Raw genomic sequence first — 22,605 nt, 5'->3', positions numbered from 1 at the left:
GCCGTTACTCCTTGAACTTCGGCAGGGCCTTGAGGATCAGTTCTTCAAGGTCCTTGCGCTTGCGCAGCATCAGCAGCGACCATTCAGACCGCTGAAGGACGTCGCCGTTCTGGTTGTACGCCTTGATCAGGAAGCTGCCGACGCCGAAGGTATCGTCCTTGTCCTTCTTGGCGGTCACTTCGGCGGTGGCATAGATCGTGTCGCCGATCTTGACCGGATGCAGAAAGCGCATCTTGTCGACGCCGTAGTTGGCCTGGATCGCGGGGCCGAACTGCAACAGGCCCGAGATCAGCGAAAAGGTCAGCTGGCCCTGCACGATCCGTTCGCCCCAGCGGGTCTTGGCGGAATATTCGACGTTGGAATGGATCTCGATCCAGTTGCCGGTCAGCATGCAGAAGTTGACCACGTCGGTTTCCGTGACCGTGCGGCCGGGCGAACGGAAGACATGGCCGACTTCGAGTTCGTCGAGCGGCGTGTTGATGCGGTTGTCGGGAAGCATGGCGGATGATCCTTTATGATGGGTGAACGCCGCCGGGGCGGGAGGAGCCCCGGCGGCGGAAGGCGGCCGGCCCGGTCAGATCCGCATCGCCTTGGCGATGATCGTCTTCTGGATCTGCGAGGTGCCGCCGCCGATCGTCGACTGCACGCTTTCGCGCAGGTAGCGTTCCATGTCGGCCTCGGGCAGGTTGGCGTGCCCGCCCAGCACCTGCATCCCGGTCAGCGAACATTGCTTGAGCGTCTCTGACCCGTAGAGCTTGGCCATCGACACCTCGCGCGCGCAGGGCAGGCCCGCGGCCGCCATCCGCGCCGCGCGATAGCACAGCAGGCGCGCGGCATCGACCTCGGTCTGGCGTTCGGCCAGCATGTGGCGCAGCACCTGGAAATCCCAGATCGGGCGGCCGAACTGCACGCGCTCATGCGCATATTGCACCGCCTTGTTCACCGCCGTCTGCGCGTTGCCCACATAGGCCGCGGCGACCGAGCAGCGTTCGAGTTCCAGATGCGCGAGGATGATTTCCCAGCCCTGCCCTTCCTTGCCCAAGAGCGCATCGCCCGGCACGCGCACCTCGTCGAGGAAGATTTCGGTCGTGCCGGTGGCGTGGCGCGACAGCGTGGGCAGCTTGTTGATCACCAGGCCGGGCGTGTCGTTCGGGATCAGCAGGATCGACAGCCCGCCGTGCTTGTCGGCCGCATCGGTGCGCACCAGCATGGCGATGGTGGTGTCTTTCGAGGCCGCGCCCGAACACCACAGTTTCGATCCGGTCACGATCCAGTCGCCGTTGGCGTCGCGCCGCGCCCGGGTGGCGGTGTTGGACGCATCCGACCCCGCGCCGGGTTCCGAGATCGAGACCGAGAAGCGGATCTTGCCGTCGATGAAGGGCTTGATGTATTTCGCCTTCTGTTCCGCCGAACCGTATTTCTGGATGTTCATCGCTGTGAAGGTCGGCACCAGGATCGCGGCGGCGAAGTCGAAGCCGTATTTGCCCAGTCCCTCGGCCATCAGGGTGTAGTCGAAGATGTCGCCGCCCGCGCCGCCGTCCTCTTCCTTGAACAGCAGGCCCAGCCAGCCCTGCCTGGCGATCTTTTCATACGCCTCGTAGGGATAGTCGCGGTTCATGTCGCATTTGCGGATGTATTCGAGCGTGACCTCGTCGTCCATGAAGCGGTTGACGGTTTCGAGCCACAGCGCCTGGCCCTCGTCCAGAAAGTTGATGTCCACGGGAAACCTCCTCAGGGGGCCAGCACCATCGCAACCCCGATGGCCCGCACCCTAGGAAAACCGGGGCCAAATCCAACTACCGTTTCCGAAAACGCCGGTTCGAGGATTCCGAAGCGCCGGGGCAAGGCCGGGCCGGCGGGGTCCAGCGCCCCCGCCCGGCGGCAGTGCGGGGGGAAAGGTCGGCAGCCTCCGGCGGGGATATTTGGGCCAGCCTGAAGAACAGGTCGCGCCCTTCCCCGGGGCGAAGCATCCTCTTCACTTTCTGTCTGAAAATATCCCGCGGGGGCGCTGGCTGGTGCGCCACGGGTTCGAGAACCCCCGGTGCCGTGCGGGCCAAAGGAAAACCCGGCCAGAAGGCCGGGCTTTGGTCTTTGTCGGGCCGGGATCAGAAGTTCAGTTTCAGCCCCAGGGTCACGGTGCGGCCGGGCGCGTAGACGGGATAGACGTAGCGCGAGCCCATGTCGCGTTCGATATAGCTCGACCGTTCGTAATATTCCTCGTCGAGGAGGTTATCCACGCCCAGGCGGAGGCTGAGGTTGGGCGTGCTCGGCGGGGTCCATTCGGCATAGGCATTGACCACTGTATAGGACGGGTGGGCCTTGTAGCCGTTCGCGGTCATATAGGCGTCTTCCAGCTTGCCGGCCCATTCCACCGTCGCGCCGACCTTCATGTTCCACGACGGGATGTCCTGATCGACATAAAGCGCCGCGACATTGCCGATCGGCATCAGCGTGCCGCCATCGGCCAGCGCCGTATCGCCGTCGCGCGTCAGCCGGGCCTTGGTGAAGCTGGCGCCCACGCGGCCGCTGCCCCAGCTGTAGGCGCCGTTCAGCGTCACGCCGCGGCTGCGCGCCTTGCCGCCGTTGCGCAGGAAGCCCGCGGTGGTGTCATAGGTGCCCAGGCCCTCCAGCCGCGTGTCGAAGAAGGTCATCGTGCCGGTCCAGTTGTCCTGGCTGAGGTTCACCCCGGCCTTGACGTTCTTCGCCGTCGCGGGCGCGAAGGCCGGGTCGGTCATGAAGGCGGCATTGCGGGCGTGCAGCAGCCCGTATTCGCCATAGTCGAAGCCCAGCCAGGTGCGCGAGGCGCCGACGAAGACCTCTGCCCCCTCGGTCACGCGGTAGGACAGCGTGCCGTTCACGCTCGCCCCGGTGTCGGTGAAGGTCGCGCCCTTCCAGTCGGTATAGCGGTGATGGTCGACGCGCAGGCCGGTGGACAGGTCGATGCCGCTGTCGAATTCGAACCGGCCCTGCGCGAAGGCGCCGATCTGGGTCGACTCGATCGTCTTGACCTGCGGCAGGGCGGTGGCGGCGTCGCCGTAGTTGTCGACGCGAAAATCCTTGCGGGCGAAGTCGATACCGGCGGTGATCGTGCCGGGGCCGAGCGTGAAGCGGTTCTTGATCACCCCGCCTTTGGACCGCGCGTCCAGATCCATGTCGCCGTTCGTGCGGCCCGGCGCGTAGTTCGGCCGCCAGTACCCGTTGTCGGAGATGTAGAACTGCAATTCAGGGTCCCACAGGTCGGTGGGGGCGGTGGTGGTGTATCTGAAGCTCAGCGTGTCGCGCGTCACCCGCAGCGGATAGACCGAAGGATCGTGATTGAGGTCCATGTTCATCTTGATGACACGGTCGGCCTCGTCCTCGCTGCGTTCATAGCTCAGTTCGAACCGGTGGTTCTCGACCTCGTAGCCGAGTTTCGCCAGCAGCCCGCGCGAGGCCGGTTCCGTCCCCGGCACCACGGCGCCCGCGCCGGATTTGTAATCCTTGCCGGAGGCGCCATAGGCCATCACGAACCAGTCGAAGCCCTTGTGCACGCCATAGCCCGCAAGGCTGCCCGACGCGCCGCGGCCGTTGGATCCATAGCTCAGCGCCGCGCGCCCGCCCATGGTGCGGCCGTCCTGCAGCAGATCGTGGGCGCCCACGGTTTCGAACCGCACCGCGCCCGCGGCGGCGGCAAAGCCGGTGTCGGCGGCGGCCGCCCCGGCCTCGACCTCGACCGATTTCAGGAAGGCCGGGTCGATCACGTTCGATCCGGTATGGTGCCAGCTGGTCACCGCCTGCGGCACGCCATCCACGCTGACGGCGAGTTTCGACTGTTCGATCCCGAACACATGGATCCGTTTCGACGGCCCTGCCCCGCCGGAAACCGTGACCGCCGATTCGCGGGCGAACAGTTCCGACACATCGGCGGGTTGCAGCGCCTCGATATCCTCGGCCGTCACCACGGCGCCGCCGGTCGCCTCGACGTTTTCCTGCCCGTTCGCCACCAGCGTGATCGGGTCGAGAACCGTCACGGCAGGCTGGTCTGCGGCCTGCGCCAGCAGCACCGAGGCGAGCGCCAGATACGATACGCCCGCCAGCGGCAGGACATGCGCAATTCGCATAATATCACCCAGAGTTCGTTGTCCTTGAACGCTGGCGTGCGGCTGGCGAGGGGTTTTTCGGGTATTTCTGTCAGGAATTCAAGCGCGCCATGTCGTCGCACATATCCTGCCGGGATCAGCGGCGGAAACGGTGCAGGAACGCGGGCACCTCGACGGCGCGGCGGGCCTTGAGATCCACCGCCAGCAGGCTGTTTTCCACCACCGCCACGACCTCGCCGGCCGGTGTCTCGATCCAGTGGCGGGCCGAGAACGACTTGTGCTCGACCGAGGCGATGCGCGACCTTACCCGCAGCGGCGTGCCGATGGGGCAAAGACCCGCCGGCGTGGCGCGGTGTTCCACCGCCATGCGGCCCACGCCGGTGCGGGCGGAAAATTCGACCGTATATCCCAGCCGGCTGAGCAGATCGTGCAGCGCGATGCCGGACCGGCGGGTGATGTCCTCTTGCAGCAGGCGGCCGGTGTGGTCCACCTCTGCCATGCGCAGGGGGCCGGTTTCGGCGGTATGGGCGTCGGGGGCTTCCGGGTCCCAGCCCACGGCGGCATGGCGCAGCAGGCCGCGCGGCAGGGCGGGACGGGCCTCTTCGGGCGTGACCTCGGGCAGGTATTCCGCCCCCGTGCCGGGCAGGTCGAGCGCGGTGGCCGCCAGCCGCCCCTCACTGTGCATCAGGTGGACGATTGCGCCCGCGTACCCGCCGCCGCCGATGCGGGCGGACCGCACCTCGGCCGCGGCGCTGACGAAAAGCTCGCGGTGATAGCGCACCAGACGGCTGGTAATCGCGCCCATGCCGGGGTTCGCGCCGGCGCCCATCGTCGCGACCCGTTCCGCCGCAAGCTGGAAGCTGCGGGTGTAGTAGCGCGCGTTCCAGTGGTTGTTGAAATCGCATTCCCAGCTTTCGACGCGGGTATGCAGGGTGGCGGTGCCGAAAGTGTCGAAGGACATGGTGGCCTTTCCCCGGATGGGCAGGAATGGAAACGCCGCCCGGCGGCGGCGTTTCCGGTTGGTATCGCAGATGCCCGGTCAGTTCATCTGGTTCGGCAGCCAGAGGCTGAGCATCGGAAAGGCCACCATGATCGCGATGAGAACCAGATGCGCCACCACATGCGGCGTCACGCCCCAGAACACGTCGCCCACACGGACATTGGCATATTTCGACACCACGAAACAGTTGAGCCCCATGGGCGGCGTCACCAGGCCCACCTCTGCCGTCACGATCAGGATCACGCCGAACCACACCAGATCGAAGCCGAGATGCGTCAGCAGCGGCGCCAGCACCGGCACGGTCAGCACGAGGATCGCCATCTGGTCCATGAAACAGCCCAGGATCAGGATGATGACGATCAGCACCACCATGATGACCCAGCGGTTCACATCCAGCCCACCGACCCACTGGATGATGATCTGCGTGGTCTGCGTCAGCGCAAAGAAGGTGGTGAACACATGCGCGCCGAGGATGATGATGGCCAGCATGCAGGCCGTGCGCGTGGCGCGCGCGAAGATCTGGTAGACATCCCCCGCCTTGCGGCTGCCGCCCCGCCAGAAATACAGCACCGCCGAGGCGAAGGCGCCGATGGCCGAGGCCTCGGTCGGCGTGGCGATGCCGGTGTAGATGACGCCGGTCACGGCCATCATCAGCACGATCATCGGCAGCACCAGCCGCAGCGTACCGATCTTTTCCGACCAGCCGACCGCAGGGGTCAGCGGCGCGTGTTCGGGGTTGCGGATCGCCAGGAACCAGACCGTCAGCGCGATGGTCAGCGTGACCAGGATGCCGGGAACGACACCGGCGATCAGCATCTTGGCGACGCTGACATCGGCCAGCAGCGCATAGATGACCATCGCGATGCTGGGCGGGATCAGCATGGACAGCGTGCCCGAGATCGCCACCACGCCAGAGGCCATGCGGACCTCGTAGCCGTATTTCCGCATCGCCGGCAGCGATGTGGCCGACAGCGTGGCCGCCGCCGCGGTGGACGACCCGCAGACCGCGCCGAAACCGGCGCCGGCCAGCGCCGTGGCGACGCCGAGGCCGCCGCGCAGCCGCCCGAACCAGGCCGCCGCCGCGCGGAACAGATCGTCCGCGATGCCCGACCGCAGCACGAATTCCGCCATCAGCAGGAACATCGGGATGGTCAGGAATTCATAGGATGCGGCGCTGTCGCGCGGCATGCTCGACAGGATGCCGGCCATCGCGGGGAAACCGCCGATCCAGTAGATGCCCAGTGCGCCGGAAGCGATCAGGGTAAAGCCGACGGGTGCGCCAAGCGCCATCAGCAGGAACATCAGCGCGACAATGGTGGTGGCGATCATTCGTCATGCCCCCCGAATTCGACGACTTCCCTGTCTTCGCCCCAGATCAGCAGGGTGAAGGCATGGACCAGAAGGCGCGCCACCATCAGGAGGCTCCCCAGGAAGATCGGCAGATAGGATACCCAGGCCGGCCACGTGATGTAGCCCGGCAGGAATTCATTGCGCGAAAAGGCATGCGTCATCTCTTTCCACGCGCCATAGGTGATGACGGCAAAGATCACCGCCGTCAGCAGCCCCCAGGCGAAATCCAGCCGCGCCCGGACGGCGGGGCGCATCAGCACCCGGAACAGGTCGATGTTGATGTGATCGCCATGCTGGAACGTGGCCGAGACGGCGAAATAGACCGCCGCGATCAGCAGGTAGTAGGTGATCAGCTCGAAGGCCCACGGCAGCGGCGCATGCAGGATATAGCGCGAGATCGCGTCGTAGGTGACGATGAGCATGATCAGGCAGACGCAGACAACCGCCAGCCCGAGCATCAGACGCTCGAGCCAGGTGACAACCGCTCCCATATCAGAACCCCTTATCTTTGTTGGTGGCGCAAGGCCCGGGCCGCGCATCGCCCTGCCGGGCTGCCGCCGGGCGCCGGGGCGCTGCGGGGCGGTCGTGGCAGGGCGGGCGACGGTCGTTCCGGGTCTTGCCGTCGTCTTTCAGAACTGCGGATGGGGCGGCGCGATGACCGGCGGGCACTGCCGTGCAGCGATGCGGGCGTCCGCGGCGGCGGCCGGTTCACCTTTTCTGACATTGCTCGGCATTGGTCCTCCCCAAGACTGTGCCGCCGACATCTGACTGACGGGTTATGCGTTTCTTCGTTGTGTCAATCACATGACAGGGCACGATCACGCCTGCTTTCTACCTGTTTTCGGCCGCACCCGGCAAACGATGTTGTCGGGCATGAAGGGATACCGCGATACACCAAAGGAAAAACCTCTACCCCTTTCCCGGTATCGCCATTCGGCATCCGCGCATGAAAACGCCCGCCGGGATACGGCGGGCGCAGGTGCCTGTTTTCAGGGCGGTATCAGCCGCCGAAGGGCGCATCCATCACGATGGTCTTGGATTCGAGAAAGGCCAGAAGCCCCTCTGTCCCGCCCTCGCGGCCGATGCCCGACTGCTTGAACCCGCCGAAGCCGATGCCGAAATCGGTGCGCGGGCCGTTGTGACCCACCGTCCCGGTGCGCAACTGCCGCGCCACGCGCATCGCGCGGTCGTGGTCATCGGTAAAGACCGTGGCGTTCAGCCCGAAGGGCGTATCGTTCGCCATGCGGATCGCCGCGGCCTCGTCATCGGCGGGGATGACGCTCAGCACCGGGCCGAAGATTTCCTGCTGCGCGATGGTCATGGCGTTGTCGACATTGCCGAACACCGTCGGCTCGAAAAAGAAGCCGCGGTTGATGTGCGGGGGCCGCCTGCCCCTCGTCGCCAGTTTCGCACCCTCTGCCACGCCCTGCGCCACCATGCGTTCCACATGGTCGCGCTGCCGCCCGTTCGCCAGCGGGCCCGAGGTCGTGGCCGGGTCGAACGGGTCGCCCAGAACGATCTGCTGCGCGATGGCCGACAGCGCCTCGACCATCCGGTCGTGCTTGGCCCGCGGCACGATGATCCGCGTCAGGCTGTGGCAGACCTGCCCGGTCATATAGCCGAAATACGACCCGCCGAGCGTTCTGGCCGCAGCCTCGACATCATAGTCGTCCAGCACCAGCGCGGGCGACTTGCCGCCCAGTTCCAGCGTGATCCGCGCGATCCTGTCGCCAGCCAGCGACGCGATGCGCCGCCCCGCGGCGGTCGATCCGGTGAAGGTGATCTTGTCCACCGCCGGGTTCGTGACCAGTTCCTCGGACACGTCGCGGTCGGCGGTCAGCACGTTCACCACGCCGGGCGGCAGGCCGATTTCATCGGCCAGTTCCGCGAACAGCAGCGCCGATGTCGGCGCCTCGGGCGAGGGCTTGATGACCACGGTGCAGCCCGCCAGCAACGCCGGCGCGACCTTGTAGGCCAAAAGCGCCGCCGGCCCGTTCCACGGCACGATCACGGCGACGACCCCCACGGGTTCGTAGACGCGATAGCCCTGATGGCCGGTCATAGACCGATGCGGCTCGCTGAACTGGAAACTGTGGGCCATGGCCGAATAGACGCGGAACGCCTGCCCGATGAACTGGCCGATGCGCGGCTGCGCGACCTTGTAGACGATGCCCGATTCGATCGACCAGCCAGCGGCGAAGGTATCGTTCAGCGCCTCCAGCCGTTCGGCGAATTTCTCCAGCACCACGGCGCGCTCCTGCGGCGTCATGCGCGGCCAGGGGCCGTTGTCGAAGGCATCGCGGGCGGCGGCGACGGCGCGGCGCATGTCTTCGGAACCGGCCTTGGCGACGGTCGCCACGACCTCTTCGGTGGCGCAGTTCAGCACGTCGATGGTGTCCTGCGTCGCAGGTTCCACCCATTCGCCGCCGATATAGAACCTGCGGGGATGCTTCAGTGCGATGGTGGGCGCGGTCATGCGGGTTCCTCTCGATGGGACGGGCGGGCCGGGGGTGCACCCCGGCCCGCAGCGGTCAGAACAGGAACACGCCCTTGCCGCCGGCCTGTTTGTTGAAATCCGCATAGGCGTCGGCGGCCTGTGCCAGCTTCCATTCGTCGGTGAACTGCTTGTCCACGTCCACGCCGTGGCGGGCGATGAAATGGGCACAGTCCTTCATCCCCACCTCGGAAAAGGTGTAGGATCCGATGACCGTGCGCTGCTTGCCGATCAGGTCCTTCATGCCGTCGACGTTCAGGCTGCCGCCCACCGCCACCAGCGCGATCTTGCCCCAGACCCTGGTGCTGCGCACCGCCTGCTGTTTGGGCACCTCGCCCCCCGCGCAATCCATCGCGCAGGACACGCCCTTGCCCCCCGTGAGCTTGAAGATCTCTTCCACCGGGTCGACATCCCCGGCGTTGATCGCATGGGCGACGCCGAAGTCCTTCGCCCGCGCCACCCGTTCGGGGTTGATGTCGATGCCGAACACCTCCACCCCCATCGCCGCGGCCAGTTGCGCCGCCGACAGCCCCACCGGGCCGAGACCATAGACCGCCAGCGTGTCGCGCGCGCTGATGTCCAGCCGCAAAAGCGCGCCATAGGCCGTACCCGTGCCGCAGGACACCGCCGCCCCGCCCTTGAAGCTCAGTTCCTCGGGCAGATGCACCAGCGAGGACACCGGCACCTTGATGTAATCCGCATGCCCGCCGTGCTTGATCACCCCATGCGGCGCGGCGCCGTGGTCGCACAGTTGCGTCCAGCCGGTGCGGCAGTGGTCGCAGTGGCTGCACCCCTCATAGTGGAACACCATCACCCGGTCGCCGACCTTGAAGGTCTTGCCGTCCACGCCCGGGCCCACGGCGGCGATGACGCCACAGGGCTCGTGCCCGCCGATGATCAGCGTGTCCTCGGAAATCCCGCGCGAGGCGAGATCCTTGAACCCCAGCATCCTGATCACCTCGGCCATGCCGTGGCGGTAGAAATGCAGGTCGCTGCCGCACATGCCGGAGGCTTTCATCTCCACCACCGCCTCGCCGGGGCCGGGGGTCGGATCGGGGAAATCGAGCACCTCGACCTTGTTGTCGCCCATGAAAACCATGCCGCGCATCGCGTATCCTCCCTTGAAAAAGGCGCCCGACCTGCCCGGGCAATGTCGCCGGTATCTAGGGCGCGGCGGAAAAAGCTGGCAACAGCGCGCCGTGTCGCCATAGGTTTTCCCGTCAGGTGCCATCGCCCGCGGCAGGGGCGGGCGGTGGCGGGCGGCAGTCTGCGGGCGGCGGTCAGCGGCAGACGTAGCCGCCATCGACCGGCAGCGCCACGCCGGTCACATAGGACGCATCGTCGGACAAAAGCCACATCGCGGCATGCGCGATTTCCACCGGCTGCGCCGTGCGGCCCAGCGGCACCACCGCCATCAGCCGCTTCCGGTTCTCTTCCATCTTGTCCTCGTCGCCCTTGCGGCCGAAGAAATGCGGCAGCATCGCCGTTTCCACCGGCCCCGGGCAGACGGCGTTGACGCGGATCCCGTCGGGCGCATACCGCTGCGCCAGCGACATGGTCAGGCCGACGATGCCGAACTTGGCCATCGAATAGACCGGGCTCATCATCGAGCCCACGAGCCCGCCCACCGACGAGGTGAACAGGATCGCCCCCCCGCCCCGCTTGCGGATATGCGGCCCCGCCGCGGCGGAACAGGCCACCGCCGAGGTCAGGTTCAGGTCCAGCGCGAAATCGTATTCGCCCATGTCCATGCCCTCGTACTGCGACGGCCCCGGCGTGCCCGCATGGGCCCAGAGCACGTCGAGCCCGCCCAGCCATGCGGCGGCCTCGTCGATGACGCGGGTGCACTCCTCGGCCTTGGACAGGTCGGCGACGAATCCCTTCGCCTTGCCGCCCGCGGCGGTGATCTCGTCCACCACCGCCTGCGTGCGCGCCGCGTCGATGTCGACCACCGCGACGGTGGCGCCCTGTTCGGCGAACAGCACGCAGCCCGCCCGCCCCATGCCAGAGGCCGCCGCCGTCACGATGGCCAGTTTGCCCTTCATCCGCATGTCCGTTCCTCCCTCGAGGGCACCGGCAGTCCGGCGCCGCATTCCCGGCCACCTCGCATCACCCCGCGCCCGGGCGCAAGGCACAGGGCCATCGGCGTGTTTTCGTGCCGTTATAGGGTTTCCCTGTGCCGGTGCCGCGCCGGGGGCCACCGCCCGCTCCGCCCGCGCCACCGGTCGGGTCAGGGCGCGGCGCGGTCGTCCAGACGCAGTTGCAAAAAGGCAAGATCGAGCCAGCGGCCGAATTTCGCCCCCACCTGCGGCATCAGCCCCGTCCGCACGAAGCCGAGGCTCTCGTGCAGCGCGATCGAGGGGGTGTTGCCCGCCTCGACCGCGGCGACCATGACATGTTTGCCGGCGGCGCGGGCCCGGGCGATCAGCGCCAACAGCAGCGCGCGCCCCACCCCCTGCCCGCGGGCGCCGGGATGGACGTAGACCGAATGTTCCACCGTATGGCGATAGCCCGCAAAGGCGCGCCAGTCGCCGAAGCTCGCATAGCCCAGCACCTGCCCGCCCGCCTCTGCCACCAGCACCGGGTACCCCTGCGCCATGCGCGCCTGCATCCAGGCGCGGCGGTCGTCCGCATCGACGGGGGTGTCGTTCCAGACCGCCGTCGTATGCGCCACGGCATCGTTGTAGATCGCCGCGATGGCGGCGGCATCGGCGGGGGTGGCGTCGCGGATCAGCATGGCGGGCCCCGTCTCAGGCACGGTGGTAGGGGCCGCCGGCAAGGATCGTCGCCGCGCGGTAAAGCTGTTCGGCCAGCATCACCCGCACCAGCATATGCGGCCAGACCATGCGCCCGAAACTGATCGACGCCCCCGCCCGGACGCGCAACCCGGGGTCGAGCCCGTCCGCGCCGCCGATGACGAAGGCCAGATCCTGCCGCCCGCCATCGCGCCAGCCCGCCAGCTGCGCCGCGAATTCCGGCGAATTCGGCGTGGCCCCGCGTTCGTCCAGCGTCACCATCAGCGCGCCGGCGGGGATCGCGCGCGCCAGCAGATCCGCCTCTGCCGCCATGCCGCCGCCGCGCTTGTCCTCGACCTCGTGCACCGTCGCGGGGCCGAGGCCGAGGGGCCGGCCGGTACGGTCGAACCGCGTCAGGTAGTCGCGGACCAGATCGTGTTCCGGCCCCGCGCGCAGCCTGCCCACGGCGCACAGATGCACCCGCACCGCGCCCCTCCCCGATCAGGCCGACGCAGGCATCCGGCCGCCGCCCCCCGGCAGCCACATCTTTTCCAGCTGGTAGAAGTCGCGCACCTCGGGGCGGAACACGTGCACGATCACGTCGCCCGCGTCGATCAGCACCCAGTCGCCGGTTTCCTTGCCCTCGACCTTGCTGATGATGCCGAAATCCTCTTTCAGCTTTTCCATCAGCTTGTCGGCGATCGAAGCCACCTGACGCGAGGACCGGCCCGAACAGATCACCATGTGATCCGCCATTTCCGACCGTCCGCGCAGGTCGATCTGCACGACGTCCTCGGCCTTGTAGTCGTCGACCAGGGCCAGGACGGTGGCGAGAACCTGTGCCGAGTCGTGGTCGCCGGGGGCGGCGCGCCCCTCGCGCGGGCCGACCGGCAGGCCGGTCGCGGGATCAGAATGAGACAGAACGGGGTCCTCCGTATCGCACGCCGCATGCCCCGGCGCAGGGTGCCCTTGAATGGTAGCACCCGAACGGGGTCAACTCAACGCCGAGCAGGCGGGGCCAGACAGGGGGCGTTAGCGGCGGCGCGGGGGATTGGCAAGGGGCTATGAACAGGGTCTCGGGCCCGCAGCCCGAACTTCCGTCATTTGCCCCCCAACCCAACCGCCGGGACCACCGCCCGCCACGCCGCAACCCTGTACATCACTGCCCCCATGCCTGCCCCGAAGGTGATCGACTCAATTGCATTATCCGTCGAGGAAGCTTATCTCGTGGGACATGCGAGGATTCATCTACTTCAACATCACCGATCATGCCCGGCTGCCGTCGCGGTTCTTCGGCATGACCAAGACGGTCCTAGCGCGGCTTTGACGCTGCGGCGCCCTTGCGCCTGCGCCCCGCCCCTTTTCCCCGACGCAGCCATCCCAAACCGAAGGTGAGAGCCATGACCGCTCCGCGCACACTCTATGACAAGATCTGGGACGACCATGTCGTCCACCAGTCAGAGGACGGCACCTGCCTGCTCTATATCGACCGGCATCTGGTGCATGAAGTGACCAGCCCCCAGGCGTTCGAGGGCCTGCGCATGACGGGCCGCAAGGTCCGCGCGCCGGAAAAGACCATCGCGGTGCCGGATCACAACGTGCCCACCACGCTCGGCCGGGAAACGCATATCGACAACGAGGAAAGCCGGATCCAGGTCGAGGCGCTGGACAGGAACGCGCGCGACTTCGGCGTGAACTATTACCCGGTGACGGACATCCGTCAGGGGATCGTGCATATCGTCGGCCCCGAACAGGGCTGGACCCTGCCGGGGATGACGGTGGTCTGCGGCGACAGCCACACCGCCACCCACGGCGCCTTCGGCGCGCTGGCGCATGGCATCGGCACGTCCGAGGTGGAACATGTGCTGGCCACCCAGACGCTGATCCAGAAGAAATCCAGGAACATGAAGGTGGAGATCACCGGATCTCTGCGCCCCGGCGTCACCGCCAAGGACATCACGCTGTCGGTCATCGGCGCCACCGGCACCGCGGGCGGCACCGGCTATGTCATCGAATATTGCGGGCAGGCGATCCGCGAACTGTCGATGGAAGGCCGGATGACGGTCTGCAACATGGCGATCGAGGGCGGCGCGCGCGCCGGCCTGATCGCGCCGGACGAGATCACCTTCGAATATGTCAAGGGCCGCCCGCATGCGCCGAAGGGCGCCGCGTGGGAAGCCGCGCTGGCCTACTGGAAGACGCTTTACACCGACGAGGGCGCGCATTTCGACAAGGTGGTGACGATCCGCGGCGAGGATATCGCCCCCGTCGTCACCTGGGGCACCTCGCCCGAGGACGTGCTGCCCATCACCGGCGTGGTCCCCTCGCCCGACGATTTCACCGGCGGCAAGGTGGCGGCGGCGCAACGTTCGCTGGAATACATGGGCCTGACGCCGGGCGAAAAGCTGACCGACATCAGGATCGACGCGGTGTTCATCGGATCTTGCACCAACGGCCGGATCGAGGACCTGCGCGCCGCGGCCGAAATCCTCAAGGGCAAGAAGCTCGCCCCCGGCGTGCGCGGAATGGTGGTGCCGGGGTCGGGCCTCGTGCGCCTGCAGGCAGAGGAAGAGGGGCTGGCGCAGATCTTCATCGACGCCGGCTTCGAATGGCGTCTGGCCGGCTGTTCCATGTGCCTCGGCATGAACCCCGACCAGCTGGCGCCGGGCGAACGCTGCGCCGCGACCTCGAACCGCAACTTCGAGGGCCGGCAGGGCCGTGGCGGCCGCACCCACCTGATGAGCCCCGCAATGGCGGCGGCGGCGGGCGTCACCGGGCGGCTGACGGATGTGCGCGAACTGATGGCGGAAACGGTCTGAGGAGGACGGCAATGGACAAGTTCACCACCCTGACCGGCATCGCGGCGCCCATGCCGCTGGTCAATATCGACACCGACATGATCATCCCGAAACAGTTCCTCAAGACGATCAAGCGCACCGGGCTTGGCGTGGCGCTGTTCCATGAAATGCGGCGGACCGACGACGGGCAGGAAATCCCCGATTTCGTGCTCAACCAGCCGGCATACCGCAATGCGCAGATCCTCGTCGCGGGCGACAATTTCGGCTGCGGCTCGTCGCGCGAACATGCGCCCTGGGCCCTGCTGGATTTCGGCATCCGCTGCGTGATCTCGACCAGCTTTGCCGATATCTTCTACAATAACTGCTTCAAGAACGGCATCCTGCCGGTCGTCCTGCCGCAAGAGGCGGTGGACGTGCTGATGGACGATGCGCGCAAGGGCGCCAACGCCCGCATGACGGTCGATCTGGAATCCCAGACCGTCACCGCATCCGACGGGCAGAGCTTCCGTTTCGACATCGACCCGTTCAAGAAACACTGCCTGCTCAACGGCCTAGACGACATCGGGCTGAGCCTGGAAAAGGTCGCCTCGATCGACAGCTTCGAGGCGAAGGTCAAGACCCTGCGCCCCTGGGTCTGACCCGCCGCATCACCCTGCACACGGCGCCCTCCGGGGCGCCGTTTCGCATCGGGGCCGCAAAGGCTCCATGCTTTTGATGCAAAGCTGCGACACATTCTCCCTGATTTTGCCGCAAAAAAAGGGTCTGGTTAACAAGTGGTTGCCGGATTCGAGGAAAGAAGGCAGAACTTGGGCAAGATTAAGGCAAACCGCGACAACACGCGGACACAGGCAGAAACCTGGGGCTGGGTTCGAGCGCGGCCCCGTCAGACGGAAGGTGTCGGGGCGGTGCTGTCGCGGCTGACTGGCGCGCTGTTGCGTGCGTTTCTGGTGATGGTTCTCATCGCCACCCCGGCGCTGGTGCTGCCGGCGGCGAGCGCGGATGCGCGCCAGATCGCCTCGCTCATCGGCCTGTTCCTCGGCGCGCTGATCTTCGTCGAATATGCCTCTGTCTATCCCGGGCTGATCGAGTTCCGCCACGCCCCCCCCTTCAACCGCATCCGGTTCCTGTCGCTGTTCCTGACGGTGTTCCTGCTGGCGGTGATCGTGCGCGGGCAGACCGAGCCCTCGCAGCTGACGCTCGGGGTGGAACGGGTGGGCGCGGCGGTCGGGATGGCCATCGACTTTCCCTACAGCCCGGTGCGGCTGGCGACCCTGACGCTGGCCCCCGATGTGTCGCAATCCGACATCGCGCTGATCCGCAGCGCGGCGGGGCTGGCCTATCTGGTCTCGCTTCTGGGCCTGTCGCTGTTCGTCGTCATCCTCAAGGTCGGCGGCTGGCCGGGGCGGCGCGGGGCGTTCAACGTCTGGGTGAACCTGCCCACCTTCGACCCGACCGCGGGCGGCGATGTGGTGGACCGGCTGGAACGCGACGCGCGCATTAACATTGCCTTAGGGTTTTTGCTGCCATTCCTGATGCCGGCGGTGGTCAAGGCGATCTCGGGCGGAATCGGCCCGATCACGCAGGACTCGCCGCAGCTGTTGATCTGGGCGGTGGCGACATGGGCCTTCCTTCCGGCAAGCCTGTTCATGCGCGGGATCGCGATGGGCCGGATCGCCGACATGATCCGCGAAAAGCGGCGGATGGCCGAGGCGCAGCCCGGCAGCCCGGCGGCGCACGCCACGGCCTGATCGCGGGCCTGCTGCTGGCGTGGCTCGCCCTGCCCCTCTGGGCCGAAAGCCTGCGCATCGCCACCTTCGGCGCCGATCTGACCCGCCGCGGCCCGGGCCTTCTGCTGCGCGACATCCTGTCGGGCAAGGACCCGCAGGTGGCGGCCGTGGTGGCGGTGATCGCGGCGGCGCAGGCGGATGTGCTGTTGCTGACCGGGGTGGATCACGACCACGATCTGGTGGCGCTGACGGCGCTGGCCGACCGGCTTGCCGCGGCGGGCGCCCCCTATCCCCACCGCTTCGCCCTGCCCCCCAACCGCGGCCTGCGCACGGGCGAGGATCTGGATGGCGACGGGCGGCCGGGCGAGGCGCAGGGCTTCGGCCGGTTCACCGGGGCGGAGGGCATGGCGATCCTGTCGCGCCTGCCCATCGCGGCAGAGGCGGCGCGCGATTTCTCGGCCCTCGCCTGGCGCGACCTGCCCGGCGCGCTGACCGGGCCGGATGTCACCCCGGCGCAGCGCCTGTCCACCACCGGCCATTGGATGGTGCCGGTGCATCTGCCCGGCGGGGGTCTGCTGCACCTGCTGGCCTGGCATGCGACGCCGCCGGTGTTCGACGGGGGCACGGGCCGCAATGCCCGGCGCAACCACGACGAAACCGCCCTATGGCTGCGGCTGATCGAGGGCGGAACCGGCCCGCCCACGCCCTTCGTCATCCTCGGCAATGGCAACCTCGACCCTGCGGATGGCGACGGCCTGCCCGGGGCGATGCACGCCCTGCTGGCCCATCCCGCGCTGCAAGACCCGCAGCCGCGCAGCAACGGCGGCGCGATGGCCGCGGATCCCGCGCATCGCGGCGACCCCGCGCTCGACACCGCAGATTTCCGCGACGGGCCGGGCCAGCCGGGCAACCTGCGGGTGGATCTGGTGCTGCCTTCCGCCGGGCTGCGGGTTCTGGACGCGGGCGTGATCTGGCCCCCGCCCGGCGCGGCTTTGGCGGCAGAGGCGGCGGCGGCCTCGCGCCACCGGCTGGTCTGGGTCGATCTCGAACCGCCCTGAAAGGGCCGGACTTGACCCCGGGAAACGCAGGGGCTAGGCCCAATCGACCCAACCGCATATGACGGAGCGCACCTTGGCCAATCCCTCCCTTCTCATCCTCTCCGGCGACGGCATCGGCCCCGAAGTCATGGCCGAGGTGAAGAAAGTCATCGCCTGGCTCGACGCGAAACGCGGCATCACCTTCGACGTGTCCGAGGATCTGGTCGGCGGCTGTGCCTACGACAGGCACGGCACGCCGCTGCACGACGACACGATGGCCAAGGCGCAGGCGGTGGACGCGGTGCTTCTGGGCGCGGTCGGCGGGCCGAAATACGACAGCCTCGACTTCTCGGTCAAACCCGAACGCGGCCTTCTGCGCCTGCGCAAGGAAATGGACCTCTACGCCAACCTGCGCCCCGCGCAATGCTTCGACGCGCTGGCCGATTTCTCCAGCCTCAAGAAAGAGGTGGTGGCCGGGCTCGACATCATGATCGTGCGCGAACTGACCTCGGGCGTCTATTTCGGCGAACCCCGCGGCATCTTCACCGAAGGGAACGAGCGTGTGGGCATCAACACCCAACGCTATACCGAATCGGAAATCGCCCGCGTCGCGCGGTCGGCGTTCGAGCTAGCCCGCCGCCGGGGCAACAAGGTCTGCTCGATGGAGAAGGCCAATGTGATGGAATCCGGCATCCTGTGGCGGCAGGTGGTGCAAGAGGTGCACGACAAGGAATATCCCGATGTCCAGCTGTCGCACATGTATGCCGATGCGGGCGCGATGCAGCTGACGCGCAACCCCAAGCAGTTCGACGTGATCGTGACCGACAACCTGTTCGGCGACCTGCTGTCGGATCTGGCGGCGATGCTGACCGGCAGCCTCGGCATGCTGCCGTCGGCCAGCCTCGGCGCGCCGATGGAAAACGGCCGGCCCAAGGCGCTTTACGAACCCGTGCACGGATCGGCCCCCGACATCGCCGGCCAGGGCAAGGCCAACCCGATCGCCTGCATCCTCAGCTTCGCGATGGCGCTGCGCTATTCCTTCGACCTCGGCGACGAGGCGACGCGGCTGGAAAAGGCGGTGGAAAAGGTGCTGGCCGACGGCGTGCGCACGCCCGACCTGATGGGCCCGGCGGGCGGCACGCCGGTCAACACCGCGCAGATGGGCGATGCGATCGTCGCGGCGCTCGACGCCTCTCTCTGACCTCCGGCGGCGGGGCCTGCGGGCCCCGCTTGCGACCGCCGGCGGTGCGGCTATGGTGTGCAGGATCGCCGCACCGAAAGGCCGCCCCGCATGCCTGCCCCCAACCTGAAAGGCGCGCTTCTCGCGCTGCTGTCGTTCGGCATCTATGCGTCCCACGACGCGGTGGTGAAGGCGCTCGGCGGGACCTATACCGCCTTCCAGATCGTGTTCTTCTCGGTCGTCCTGGCCTTTCCGCTCGCCGTCCTGCTGGCGCTGAGCGAGGGCCGGAACATCCGCCTTCGGCCGCGCAACCCCGGCCTGATGGCGATACGCTGCGCGGCGGTGGTAACATCGGCCCTCTGCGCCTTCTACAGCTTCACGGTGCTGCCGCTGGCGCAGACCTATGCGCTTTTGTTCACCATGCCGCTGTTCATCACGCTGCTGGCGATGCCGGTTCTGGGCGAACGCGTGGGGGCGCGGCGGCTGGCGGCGGTGGCGGTCGGGTTCTGCGGCGTGCTGGTGGTGCTGCGGCCCGGGCAGGTGGACCTCGGCCCCGGCCATCTGTCGGCGCTGGCCTCTGCCGGGGCGGCGGCGGTCAATTCGGTGATCACGCGGCGGATCAGCGCGCAGGAAAGCCGCGCCACGATGCTGATCTTTCCGATGCTGGCGCAGTTCGGCGCCACCGCCGTCGCGCTGCCCTTCGTCTATGTGCCGGTGGCGGGCGCGGATCTGGTGCTGATGGGCCTGGTCGCGGCCGGGGCGTTTCTGGGCATGCTGGCGATGATCACCGCCTTCCGCTTTGCCGAGGCGCTGGTGGTCGCGCCCATGCACTATTCGCAGATCCTCTGGGCCGTGTTCTACGGTTATGTCTTTTTCCACGAAACGCCCCATACGCTGACATTTCTGGGGGCAGCGATCATCATCGGCAGCGGCCTCTACATCCTTCTGCGCGAAGGCCGGCCGAGCGTGTCGGCCACCCGCCCGGTATCCCACGCCACCCCCGCACCCGCCCCCCCCGCACCCCCCGTGGCAGAGCCGCCACGCAACGATCAGGCCCCTTGATCCGAAGCCGCGCTTGGGGTCTTGCCAAAGCCCCCGCGAAGGTTTAACCCACGCCCCACGGTCGGAGTGTAGCGCAGCCTGGTAGCGCACCTGCTTCGGGAGCAGGGGGTCGGAGGTTCGAATCCTCTCACTCCGACCAATTTCCCCCCAGCCATGAAATCCAGTCTCCGCCGCAGGTTATGCAGGGCGGCATGTCGCGCTGCGGTCTTGCATCCCTGCCTTAAGCTCGGCTTAAGACAAGGGTCCGACAAGGGCCGGGCATAGCGAGGACGAGGCGGGATGGGTACTGGTGGGGGGGAATGCGGGTGATGGGCGGGCTGTCGCTTGGGCCGCTGGCGCTGTCGGCCGACCGTGCGGGGGTTCTGGCCGGGGTGTTGGTGCTGCTGCTGGCCGCCTGGATCCTGGGCCGCCGGGCCGGGCAGTCCGGCGCGCGGCGGCTGGCGGACTGGGCGACGGCGGCGGTGCTGACGGCGGGGCTGGCCGCGCGGGCGGGATTCGTCGCCGCGCATCACGATGTTTTCGCCGCCGAGCCGCTGACGGCGCTGGCCGTCTGGCAGGGCGGATTCAGCCCGGCCGCCGGGGCGGCGGGGTTCGCCGCGGTCTCGGCCTGGTATCTGGCCCGGGCGCGGGCGCTGGCGGCGCCGGCGGCGATCGCGACCGCGCTGGCGCTGACCACGGGGGTCGCGCTGCGCGCCGCCACCACCGGCACGCCCGCCGCCTTGCCTGCCGGGCTGATGCTGCAAACGCTCGACGGCCAGCCGGCGCCGCCCGGGCCGGGGCCTGTCGTGATCAACCTCTGGGCCAGCTGGTGCCCGCCCTGCCGGCGCGAGATGCCGATGCTGGCCGAAGAGGCCGCGCGGGCCGCGGGCGTGCGCATCCTCTTCGTCAACCAGGGCGAAGGCGCCGCCGCCATCCGCCGCTATCTGGCGCGCGAGGGGATCGTGCTGGCCCCGCTGCTGGACCCCGACGGGCGGATGTTGCGGCATTTCGGCATGCAGGGCCTGCCTGCGACGCTGTTCATCGGCGCCGACGGGCGGCTGCGCCGCGCCCATATGGGCGAGATCTCGCGCGCGGGGCTGCGCGCCGGGGTCGCCGCCCTGCACGATTGAGGAGGACATGATGACCCTGACCCGACGCAAGACGATGGCCCTGGGACTGGGCGGCCTGCTGGTGCTGCCCGCCGCCGCCCGGGGGCAACTGGTGCACGGCCCCGATCCCGTGGCGCTGACCCACGATCCCGACCAGCCGGTCCTGGGCAACCCCGAGGGCGATGTCACGATCGTGGAGTTCTTCGATTACCAGTGCCCCTTCTGCCGGCAGGGCCATGCGGCCTTGCTGCGGATGGTGGGGGCGGATGGCGGGCTGCGGCTGGTGATGAAGGACTGGCCGGTGTTCGGGCCGTTGTCGCTGCGCGCGGCGCAGGTGGCGCTCGGCGCTGTGGGGATGGGGCGGTATGCGGCGGTGATGGACAGCCTGATGGCCCTGCGCGGCGGCCGGCTGACCGAGGCCGCCATCGACACCGCCGCACGCGATGCGGGCGTGGACCCGGCCGCGGCGCTGGACGCCCATGCGCAAGAGGCCGACCGCTGGACCGGCCTTCTGCGGCGCAACGGCGAACAGGCCGACATGCTGGGTCTGTTGGGCACGCCCTCCTATGTCGTGGGGCAGGACGTGTTTCCAGGCGTGACCTCGGTGATGGCGCTGCAACGGGCGGTGGACGCCCTGCGGCGCGGCTGAAGCGCCGCCGAATCAGGACGCGGGACAGGCCCGCCCCCCGGCGCGCCCCGCCCCCGGCAGGCCGCGGTGGCGCGGCCCCCGCACCGCCCCGGACAGGCCCGGAACGGGCGCGCGCCAGCGGGCGGCGGGCGGGGTCATTCAGGTAAAAGACAGGGGTTTTCCGGCAATCGACTTGCCGGAGTGTCCGGGGCGGATGCCCGGGGCACCGAAAGGCATTTTATTAGAAGCAATCTAAACAGAGAATCTTGTTAATCTTCGTTAACGTTTCCGGTTGACTAATAACGGTTAACGCATAGGCTGGGCCGGATGACGTTTGTGCCGTGTTGGGGTGTTGGGGGCGACAATACCACAGCATGAAAAGAGGATGCGCCGTGCTTGCCGCACGGCTCCTGTTGTTATGCCAGTAACTCCTTGTTCAGGAACAACATAACCCCCTCCGCCAGTGCCCGCCTGGTGACGATTGACGAAAGGTTTCCCCAATGGCCGACTATGATCTGAACAACTCCGGCAATTCCCAGTCTGGCACCAATAACGACGACAGGTTCTGGGGCAACGGCGGCAATGACTCCTTGTCGGGTCTTGACGGCAACGACCTGATGTATGGCGGGACGGGCAACGACACGTTGAACGGCGGCAACGACAACGACACGCTTTATGGCGATGAAGGAAATGACAGCCTGTATGGCGGCGACGGCAACGATTACCTCGACGGCGGCACGGGAACCGACCAACTGTTCGGCGGCAACGGCAGCGACACGCTGGTCGCGGGCAGTTCCGGCAACTCCACGCTGAACGGCGGCTTTGGCACCGATACGGCGATCATCGACTTCTCCGGCCGCAGCAACAACCACACCTTCACGCTCGGCAACGGCACTCTGACCAGCGGCAGCGGCGGAGGGTCTGTCTCGGTCAACATGAGCAGCATCGAGTTGTTCGACTATCGCGGCGGCAGCGGGACGGACAGCATCACCGGCACCTCGGGGAGCGACACCATCGACGGCGGCGGCGGCAACGACCGGCTGTTCGGCGGCAACGGCAACGACCTGCTGAGCGGCGGCACGGGCAACGATTCGCTCGACGGCGGCAATGGCAACGACACGCTTCATGGCGGCGATGGCGACGACACGCTGCGCGGCGATGATGACAACGACGTGCTGTACGGCGGCGCAGGGGATGACGAACTGTACGGCGAGAACAACAACGATACGCTCTACGGTGGCGGCGGCACCGACACGCTCTATGGCGGCTCTGGCACCGACACCGCGGTCATGGCGGATCAGCAAAGCAAATATACCGTGGGCAGCAGCGGCGGCTTCGCCACGCTGACCCGAGACTGTGCCGAATTTTGTGCCTGACGCGTTGTGTTAGGCCATTGGGAAGCGGTCTTCGAACATGATGGCGAGCTG

21 protein-coding genes and 1 tRNA gene are annotated in these 22,605 nt (G+C 67.6%); 10 read left to right on the top strand and 12 right to left on the bottom strand.

Going from position 1 to position 22,605, the window contains the following annotated elements:
• Positions 1-4 precede the first annotated feature (4 nt).
• The 12 genes from RGD00_RS19835 to rsfS form a co-directional block, all read right to left on the bottom strand.
• Positions 5-499 (bottom strand): MaoC family dehydratase, encoded by a 495-nt coding sequence (locus RGD00_RS19835; protein ID WP_310459005.1) that lies wholly within the window; start codon positions 497-499, stop codon positions 5-7.
• A gap of 75 nt (positions 500-574) precedes the next feature.
• Positions 575-1,720 (bottom strand): acyl-CoA dehydrogenase family protein, encoded by a 1,146-nt coding sequence (locus tag RGD00_RS19830; protein ID WP_310459004.1) that lies wholly within the window; start codon positions 1,718-1,720, stop codon positions 575-577.
• A 385-nt stretch (positions 1,721-2,105) separates the two neighbouring features.
• On the bottom strand, positions 2,106-4,100 hold the full coding sequence (locus RGD00_RS19825) for a TonB-dependent receptor domain-containing protein (RefSeq protein WP_310459003.1): 1,995 nt from the start codon (positions 4,098-4,100) through the stop codon (positions 2,106-2,108).
• Positions 4,101-4,215: 115 nt separating this feature from the next.
• Entirely contained in the window at positions 4,216-5,040 is an 825-nt protein-coding gene (locus tag RGD00_RS19820) for a thioesterase family protein (RefSeq protein ID WP_310459002.1), read from the bottom strand.
• A 78-nt stretch (positions 5,041-5,118) separates the two neighbouring features.
• Entirely contained in the window at positions 5,119-6,408 is a 1,290-nt protein-coding gene (locus RGD00_RS19815; RefSeq protein ID WP_310459001.1) for a TRAP transporter large permease, read from the bottom strand.
• On the bottom strand, positions 6,405-6,920 hold the full coding sequence (locus RGD00_RS19810; protein WP_310459000.1) for a TRAP transporter small permease: 516 nt from the start codon (positions 6,918-6,920) through the stop codon (positions 6,405-6,407). The genes RGD00_RS19815 and RGD00_RS19810 overlap by 4 nt, the downstream gene beginning before the upstream one ends.
• Before the next feature lie 509 nt (positions 6,921-7,429).
• Positions 7,430-8,905 carry an aldehyde dehydrogenase gene (locus RGD00_RS19805; protein ID WP_310458999.1) on the bottom strand — a complete coding sequence of 492 codons (1,476 nt, stop codon included), beginning with the start codon at positions 8,903-8,905 and terminating at the stop codon, positions 7,430-7,432.
• A gap of 55 nt (positions 8,906-8,960) precedes the next feature.
• Positions 8,961-10,031, bottom strand: coding sequence for a zinc-dependent alcohol dehydrogenase family protein (locus RGD00_RS19800; protein WP_310458998.1), 1,071 nt, complete (start codon positions 10,029-10,031; stop codon positions 8,961-8,963).
• A 172-nt stretch (positions 10,032-10,203) separates the two neighbouring features.
• Positions 10,204-10,968: an SDR family NAD(P)-dependent oxidoreductase gene (locus RGD00_RS19795; protein WP_310458997.1), complete on the bottom strand. Its 765-nt coding sequence runs from the start codon at positions 10,966-10,968 to the stop codon at positions 10,204-10,206.
• Positions 10,969-11,153: 185 nt separating this feature from the next.
• Complete coding sequence (locus RGD00_RS19790) at positions 11,154-11,660, bottom strand: GNAT family N-acetyltransferase (RefSeq protein ID WP_310458996.1); 507 nt, start codon at positions 11,658-11,660, stop codon at positions 11,154-11,156.
• Positions 11,661-11,673: 13 nt separating this feature from the next.
• Positions 11,674-12,144 carry a 23S rRNA (pseudouridine(1915)-N(3))-methyltransferase RlmH gene (gene rlmH, locus RGD00_RS19785; protein WP_310458995.1) on the bottom strand — a complete coding sequence of 157 codons (471 nt, stop codon included), beginning with the start codon at positions 12,142-12,144 and terminating at the stop codon, positions 11,674-11,676.
• A 15-nt stretch (positions 12,145-12,159) separates the two neighbouring features.
• Positions 12,160-12,579, bottom strand: coding sequence for a ribosome silencing factor (gene rsfS / locus RGD00_RS19780; protein ID WP_425603440.1), 420 nt, complete (start codon positions 12,577-12,579; stop codon positions 12,160-12,162).
• Between the two features lie 479 nt (positions 12,580-13,058).
• Here rsfS and leuC point away from each other — a divergent pair, with 479 nt between their 5' ends.
• From leuC to RGD00_RS19730, 10 genes are all read left to right on the top strand, one after another.
• The gene (gene leuC, locus RGD00_RS19775; RefSeq protein ID WP_310458994.1) at positions 13,059-14,477 is read left to right on the top strand and encodes a 3-isopropylmalate dehydratase large subunit; all 1,419 of its coding nucleotides are present in this window, start codon (positions 13,059-13,061) and stop codon (positions 14,475-14,477) included.
• Between the two features lie 11 nt (positions 14,478-14,488).
• A complete protein-coding gene (gene leuD, locus RGD00_RS19770; RefSeq protein ID WP_310458993.1) occupies positions 14,489-15,094 on the top strand; it encodes a 3-isopropylmalate dehydratase small subunit in 606 nt (201 codons plus the stop codon).
• Positions 15,095-15,361: 267 nt separating this feature from the next.
• Positions 15,362-16,204 (top strand): hypothetical protein, encoded by an 843-nt coding sequence (locus RGD00_RS19765; protein ID WP_310458992.1) that lies wholly within the window; start codon positions 15,362-15,364, stop codon positions 16,202-16,204.
• Positions 16,201-17,241: an endonuclease/exonuclease/phosphatase family protein gene (locus tag RGD00_RS19760; RefSeq protein WP_310459012.1), complete on the top strand. Its 1,041-nt coding sequence runs from the start codon at positions 16,201-16,203 to the stop codon at positions 17,239-17,241. The genes RGD00_RS19765 and RGD00_RS19760 overlap by 4 nt, the downstream gene beginning before the upstream one ends.
• A gap of 73 nt (positions 17,242-17,314) precedes the next feature.
• Positions 17,315-18,421, top strand: coding sequence for a 3-isopropylmalate dehydrogenase (gene leuB / locus RGD00_RS19755; protein WP_310458991.1), 1,107 nt, complete (start codon positions 17,315-17,317; stop codon positions 18,419-18,421).
• 90 nt (positions 18,422-18,511) lie between these two features.
• Positions 18,512-19,462: a DMT family transporter gene (locus RGD00_RS19750; protein ID WP_310458990.1), complete on the top strand. Its 951-nt coding sequence runs from the start codon at positions 18,512-18,514 to the stop codon at positions 19,460-19,462.
• A 62-nt stretch (positions 19,463-19,524) separates the two neighbouring features.
• A tRNA-Pro gene (locus RGD00_RS19745) sits at positions 19,525-19,601 on the top strand.
• Between the two features lie 160 nt (positions 19,602-19,761).
• Entirely contained in the window at positions 19,762-20,571 is an 810-nt protein-coding gene (locus RGD00_RS19740; RefSeq protein WP_310458989.1) for a prolipoprotein diacylglyceryl transferase family protein, read from the top strand.
• Between the two features lie 10 nt (positions 20,572-20,581).
• Positions 20,582-21,199: a DsbA family protein gene (locus RGD00_RS19735; protein ID WP_310458988.1), complete on the top strand. Its 618-nt coding sequence runs from the start codon at positions 20,582-20,584 to the stop codon at positions 21,197-21,199.
• A 479-nt stretch (positions 21,200-21,678) separates the two neighbouring features.
• Positions 21,679-22,554 carry a calcium-binding protein gene (locus RGD00_RS19730; protein WP_310458987.1) on the top strand — a complete coding sequence of 292 codons (876 nt, stop codon included), beginning with the start codon at positions 21,679-21,681 and terminating at the stop codon, positions 22,552-22,554.
• Positions 22,555-22,605: the final 51 nt, after the last annotated feature.

This window comes from Ruixingdingia sedimenti (genome assembly GCF_031432425.1).
Classification (GTDB): domain Bacteria; phylum Pseudomonadota; class Alphaproteobacteria; order Rhodobacterales; family Rhodobacteraceae; genus Ruixingdingia; species Ruixingdingia sedimenti.
This window is presented reverse-complemented; position numbering and strand designations above follow the sequence as displayed.